This window comes from Streptomyces sp. NPDC001292 (assembly GCF_042896465.1).
Classification (GTDB): domain Bacteria; phylum Actinomycetota; class Actinomycetes; order Streptomycetales; family Streptomycetaceae; genus Streptomyces.
In genome coordinates, this window is the sequence record NZ_JBIAXG010000100.1 from 1 (window position 1) to 5,948 (window position 5,948).

5 protein-coding genes and 1 pseudogene are annotated in these 5,948 nt (G+C 70.7%); 3 read left to right on the forward strand and 3 right to left on the reverse strand.

Features of this window, described 5'->3' with window-relative positions:
- Positions 1-320: 320 nt before the first annotated feature.
- The 3 genes from ACFY4A_RS41985 to ACFY4A_RS41995 form a co-directional block, all read right to left on the reverse strand.
- Entirely contained in the window at positions 321-791 is a 471-nt protein-coding gene (locus ACFY4A_RS41985; protein WP_390834586.1) for a hypothetical protein, read from the reverse strand.
- Positions 792-956: 165 nt separating this feature from the next.
- Positions 957-1,931, reverse strand: a complete 975-nt coding sequence (locus ACFY4A_RS41990) for an IS1634 family transposase (protein ID WP_390834587.1) — start codon at positions 1,929-1,931, stop codon at positions 957-959.
- 254 nt (positions 1,932-2,185) lie between these two features.
- Complete coding sequence (locus tag ACFY4A_RS41995) at positions 2,186-2,440, reverse strand: response regulator transcription factor (protein WP_390834588.1); 255 nt, start codon at positions 2,438-2,440, stop codon at positions 2,186-2,188.
- A gap of 275 nt (positions 2,441-2,715) precedes the next feature.
- Here ACFY4A_RS41995 and istA point away from each other — a divergent pair.
- The 3 genes and pseudogenes from istA to ACFY4A_RS42010 all read left to right on the forward strand — a co-directional run.
- A pseudogene (gene istA, locus ACFY4A_RS42000) lies at positions 2,716-3,980 on the forward strand (IS21 family transposase).
- Positions 3,980-4,360: a hypothetical protein gene (locus ACFY4A_RS42005; protein ID WP_390834589.1), complete on the forward strand. Its 381-nt coding sequence runs from the start codon at positions 3,980-3,982 to the stop codon at positions 4,358-4,360. The pseudogene istA and the gene ACFY4A_RS42005 overlap by 1 nt, the downstream one beginning before the upstream one ends.
- A gap of 6 nt (positions 4,361-4,366) precedes the next feature.
- Positions 4,367-5,948, forward strand: a 1,582-nt coding sequence (locus ACFY4A_RS42010; RefSeq protein WP_390834590.1) for a PAS domain-containing protein, incomplete at its 3' end; no start/stop codon positions are given.

The following is a 5,948-nucleotide window of genomic DNA, read 5'->3' on the forward strand; positions in this document are numbered from 1 at the left end:
GGCCAGGGCGCTGGCGACCTCGCTCCCGATCCAGTGGGCGCCCACCTTGCCGGGGTACGGGATGCCCCGCTTTGTCGGGAGTTCGGAGATCCTTAGGAGCTCGAGCAACACAGCGGCGGCTACGGCTTCGGCGGGGAGTTGCATGTGCGTAGTCTGCCCGCGCCCAGTGTCGGGCGGTGCACTGCCTTTGATGAAGGTGTTGTCTGCGGCGCCGACCAAGTGTGGACGCGCCGGTTGTCGCACGTCACCGCCATCAGTGACAGAACCCGTGCCCGATTGAGGGCCGGCTCTCGCGCTCACGGGCCAGCTGAAGCGCTCCGTCACATCTGGGGCCAGCGGGTTTGTCCGATGTCGGTGTCGAGGAGGTCGAGGAGTTGGAGTTGGACGCCGCGGGTGATCTGGACGGTGGGAGGGTCGGTGACGTTGCCGATCCGCAGGGTGAGTTCGCCGAGGTGGTAGAAGATCATGCGGCCGGTGGGGCGAACCGGGCGGTTGTCGGGGTGGAGGCCGCTCATGGTCTGCCCGGGGCCGAGCGCCCGTCTGACCTGCCGCTCGATCAGGCAGAAGACCAGCAGGGCCAGGCAGTTGACCTGGATCAAGGCGGCGACGCGCCGGTTGTGCTGGACGAAGACGGGTGCGACCGCGAGGGGGCCCTTGAAGTCGTGGTAGCGGCGCTCGACCGCGCCCTGGCCCTTGTAGTGGATCAGGGCCTGCCCGGCGTCTGCCTGGTCGGCGGGGACGGACGTCAGCAGTGCGTACCAGCCGTCGACAGTGGCTTCGGCGTTCAGCACGCCTGTGTCGAAGTGCCAGGTCAGGACCGGTGCCGTCCTCGTTATCGGTGACGGTCCAGCGCAGACAAGAGGTGACACGGCGCTTGGCGGCGATGACACCGATCCGGGCGACGATCTTCTCCCGGGTCTTGTAGTGGCGTCCGCCGGCCGCAGCGGTGAGCTTCTTCAGGTCTTCGGTGGCCTTGCCAGGCGTGTGTCCCGGGCGGCTTGCTGGCCGGCGGCGTTCGCGGTGGAGTGGACCAGGATCCGTCGCACGGTGATGGGCGGATCGCTCTTGCGGGGCCCGGTCAGGGTGTGGGTGTCTTCCAGCACGCGGTAGGTCTCGCGCCGCTCGGTGGGCTTGCCCGCTTCCCGGTCCGGTGTCCAGTCCACGACGGTGGCCTGTGCGAGGTCGAGAGCGGCATAGACCTCGTCTTTGACCTGCGCGGCCGGGGCCGGGGCGATGAAGTGAACCCCGGCCGCCAGCAGTGCGCAGATGTTGGAGTAGGACACCAGCTTGGAGTCGGCGACCGTCAGGAAGTCGCGCTCACCGGCCATGGCCCGCAGGTCCTTCATCGCGCCGACGACCTGGCTGACCTCGGCCGCACCACCGCCGAAGACCCGGGCATGGAGCGGGATGCCGCCGTCGGCCGACACCGCGAGTCCGGCCTGGACCTGCTTCAGATCGAAGCGCCGGTCCTTGGGATGCCCGTAGCCGATGACGGGGAAGTCCTCGTCCTGGCCCTCAACCGGGAAGGCCCCGTGCACGAACATGCTGGTCATGTCCCAGTGCATCTGGGCCACATCGATCCCGAACTCACCGATCGCCCGCGCCCCGACCGTGCCCGCGATGTGCTCCAGGTGCGGAGCGATCGCATCCAGTGCCCGGGCCAGACGATCATCGTTGAGCAGACCGGGCTCGATCCCGAAGACCTCCTCCACCGCCCAGCACCTGGCCCAGTCCTCTATCCGCACCAGCGGCGCGGGCGACGTCAGCCGGTTGGCCACCAACGCCTCGATCGCCTGCCCGTGCGTCACCAGCGCACTCGCGCCACCAGGACACACCTCGTCGATGATTCCCGCGACATCCAGCCGGCGCAGAAACTCGGCAGCGACAGGTAGAGCACCCAGACGCTTCTCCACCACGGAGGTCACCGCCACTTCAAAACGCTGACGCTGAGACCGTGGCCGCGGAGACCGGGAAGTCATCGACACACCCCACCCAACGCCACACCCCCCGCCCAGGACACCCCCAGACCGGTCACACCATACGAACCAACGACCCGCGAAGTACGGGACTAGCCGCTGATCGGCAACAGCGAAGCCCCGTTGATGACATCTCATCAACGGGGCTACCTGCGAGAACGAGTTCGAACCAAGATCAAACCGCTGATACCTTCAGGGAGGGGAGGATGTCAAAGGCCCAGGGAGACGGCCAGGCGCGTGAGCTCGGCGGTGCTGCTGATGCCGAGCTTGGCCCGGATCCGGCGCAGATACGCATCGACGGTGTGTTTCGAGAGCCCCATGCGCCGGGCCGTCTGCACGTAGGTGTGCCCGGCGGCGATGTGCTGCAGCGCTTCCCGCTCACGCGGGGCCAGCGCAGCCGGCCCGCATGCGAAGGTGGGGGCGGGGGCGGGGGCTTTGGTGTACAGGGCGGGTGCGAGGCTCATGACGGCTTTCCTTCGGCGCATTGGTCCGGTCGTCCCGGCCCACATCTTCGGAGCAGACACGGAGTCCTAAATGTGGGCATTTGTCCCTAACGGACACAGGCAGGGCCAGGCCGGTTCCACGCCCTCGCACATTTCCTGAAATTTCCGTCATCTGCCATGTCGGTGGCGTCTCTGCAACGGGTGAAACGAGGGCCACGTTCGGCGGAAGAAAAGTGAGCCACTGCGCGATCTCTTGATCATCCTGACTTCACTGTCTGGGGTCAGGAGGCAGCGAGGTGATCGACGTGGAGGACTGGGCTGAGATCCGCCGGATGCACCGGGTTGAGGGGCTGTCGGCACGGGCGGTGGCCCGGCAGTTGGGGATCTCCAGGAACACGGTGTTGCGGGCTTTGGCCTCGGACCGGCCGCCGCAGTACCGGCGGGGGCCGAAGGGATCGGCGGTGGACGCGGTGGAGCCGGTCGTGCGGGAGCTTTTGAAGCAGACGCCGACGATGCCGGTGACGGTGATCGCGGAGCGGATCGGCTGGGAACGCGGGCTGACGATCCTGCGCGAGCGGGTGCGCGAGTTGCGGCCGGCCTATCTTCCGGAGGACCCGGTCTCGCGGACGGCCTACGAGCCGGGCGAGGTGGCGCAGTGCGACCTGTGGTTCCCGGCGGTCGATATCCCGCTCGGTTACGGTCAGTCCGGGCGCCCACCGGTGCTGGTCATCGTTTCCGGCTACTCCAGGTGATCACCGCCCGGATGCTTCCCTCACGGCAGACCGGCGACCTGATCGACGGGCACTGGCGCCTGCTGACCGGCTGGCAGGCCGTGCCGAAGACGCTGGTCTGGGACAACGAGCCAGGTATCGGCAAAGGGCGCTTGACGAGCGAGTTCGCAGCATTCGCGGGTCTGCTCGCCGTTCGGGTCCACCTCTGCCGGCCCCGGGATCCGGAGGCGAAGGGCCTGGTCGAGCGAGCCAACGGCTATCTGGAGACCAGCTTCCTGCCCGGGCGTGTCTTCACCGGCCCGGACGACTTCAACGCCCAGCTTGCGGCGTGGCTGCAGATCGCCAACCGGCGCCATCACCGCGGCATCGACGCTCGGCCGCAGGACCGCTGGGAGGCGGACCGCGCGGCGATGCTCACGATCCCGTCGGTCGGTCCGCCCAACTGGTGGCCGCTTCGCACCCGCCTGGGCCGCGACCACTACATCCGCCTCGACACCAACGACTACTCCGTGCACCCGCGCGCGATCGGTCACCTCGTCACGGTCCGCAGCGACACCGAGGAGATCACCGTGACCTGCGGCGACGACCTGGTGGCCCGCCATGCCCGCTGCTGGGCCAGACACCAGTCGATCACCGACCCCGAGCACGCGAGTGCGGCTCGGCAGCTGCGCGAGGAGGTCTGGCAGCAGCAGGCCGCCCGCACGCACGCCGCCCGATCCGCACTCCTGGCCCCGGACAGCCTCGGCATCGAGGTCGAACAGCGCGAGCTGGGCAGCTACGACCGCATGTTCACCCTCATCGAGGGCGGAGGCGGAAAGGAGGACACCTGATGGCCCGCACCACCACCCCTACCGGCCAGAACACCACCACGTCCGCCCGAGCGCCCGACGGCCAGACAGCCCGCACCGGCCGGCAGACCGCCGCCGACCTGGCCTTCCTCGCCCGCGCCATGAAGGCCCCGGCCCTGCTGGACGCCGCCGAACGCCTCGCCGAACGCGCCCAGGCCGAGTCCTGGACACCACCCTCGGCGCCCGGCCCCGCATGCAGCGGACCGCCCACCGGGGGCGGTCCGCGCCCTCGCCTGGCCCGGGCACCTCGCCGGGCACCGTGCTGGTGCTTCCTGCCTCGCAGGATCATGCTTGTCAGTAGGGCCCTGGCCGCGGAGGTTCCCCCCGGGAGCAGCGGTCGAGGAACGAGCGAGGGGAGATGAGCGCCGATGGAGCACCTTCCCACTCCTCCTGGTGAACGGCCGGGCGAGGCGGACGTCCCGCTCGAGCCGCCCCGCACCGCCACCGTCACGGCCACGGCCACCGTCGACGAACACGGCATCGTGACGGGGTGGGGGGAGGGCGCCCGGCGCCTGCTCGGCTACGAGCCCGCACAGGTCATCGGCCGCCCTGCCACCGGCCTGCTCGCCGGCGACACCGGCGAGGCCGCCCGCCGGGCGGCCGGGCACCAGGCGGCCGGCAAGGACCGGTGGAACGGCACCGTGGTGCTGCGCCACCAGGACGGCCGCCGCCTCGAACAGCACCTGCTCGCCCACCGCCGCACCGCCACCGGCGGTGCGGCCACCGAGTGGCTCCTTCTCTGCGCCGTGACCAGCCCGCCGCCGCACCCCGAAAACCGCCCGCAAGGCACACCGGGCGCACCGGGCCAGCGGGGGCAGGAGGAGGAGCCGGGCGGGCTGAGGGAGCTGAAGGAGTGGGCGTTCGCCCAGTCCCCCTGCATCCTGGCCGTCTTCGGCACGGATCTGCGGCTCGTCGCGGCGAACACCGGCATGGAGCGCGTCCTCTCGCTCACCGAGGCCGAGATGCGCGGGCTGCGCCTGGTGGACATCGCGCCGCACCCCGCGAGCGAGGAGATCCAGGCGCGGATGCGCCGGGTGCTTCAGGACGGCGAGCCGCAGTGGACCAAGGCCTTCCTCCCCGCCGCCCACGCCGGAAGCGCTGACAGCCCAGGAAGTGGCCGGCCGGTGTCGCTGACCGCGCTGCGCGACGGAGCGGGCCGGCTGCGGGGCGTGTGCCTGACCGCGCACCAGGGGCACGAGGAGCACACCGAGAGGGAGCGGATGCTGCTGAACGAGGCCGGCGCCCGTATCGGCACCACCCTGGACATCGCCCGTACAGCCCAGGAACTCACCGACGTCGCCGTCCCCCGCCTCGCGGACTTCGCCGCCGTCGACCTGCTCCCTGCGCGCGGTGAGGAGGCGGGCGCCACCGCTTTGGCCGGGCCGGTCACCATGCGCCGCGCCGCCGTGCGCTCGGTCCTGGAAGGAAGCCCCGAGTCCCCGGTCGCCGTCGGCGAGTCCAGCACCTACCCGGCGCTGTCCCCGGTGGCCGAATGCCTGGCAACGGACCGCGGGGCGCTCTACGAGATGACCGGCCCCACCCTTGCCCGGTGGGCCGGCGAGGACCCAGGAGCGGCCCGGATCCGCGAGTGGGGCACACACTCGCTCATGGTGGTGCCGCTGCGCGCCCGAGGCACCACCCTGGGCGCCGCCCTCTTCAGCCGCCACCACAACCCCGCCCCCTTCACCCCCCAGGACCTGCAGCTGGCCGATGAGCTCACCGCCCGGGCCGCCCTGAGCATCCACAACGCCCGGCGCCACACCCGCCAACGCACCACCGCCATGACCCTGCAGCGCAGCCTGCTCCCGCGGACCCTGCCCGAGCAGGCCGCCCTCGAGATCGCCTCCCGCTACTTGCCCGCCGACCCCCTGGCCGGCGTCAGCGGCGACTGGTTCGACGTGATCCCGCTGTCCGGCGCACGCGTCGCCCTCGTCGTCGGCGACGTCGTCG

Bases quoted from the DNA above. Each gene is read 5' to 3' on its own strand.
- ACFY4A_RS42005 (WP_390834589.1), top strand. From the start codon at position 3,980: ATGGCCCGCACCACCACCCCTACCGGCCAGAACACCACCACGTCCGCC.
- ACFY4A_RS41995 (WP_390834588.1), bottom strand. From the start codon at position 2,440: ATGAGCCTCGCACCCGCCCTGTACACCAAAGCCCCCGCCCCCGCCCCC.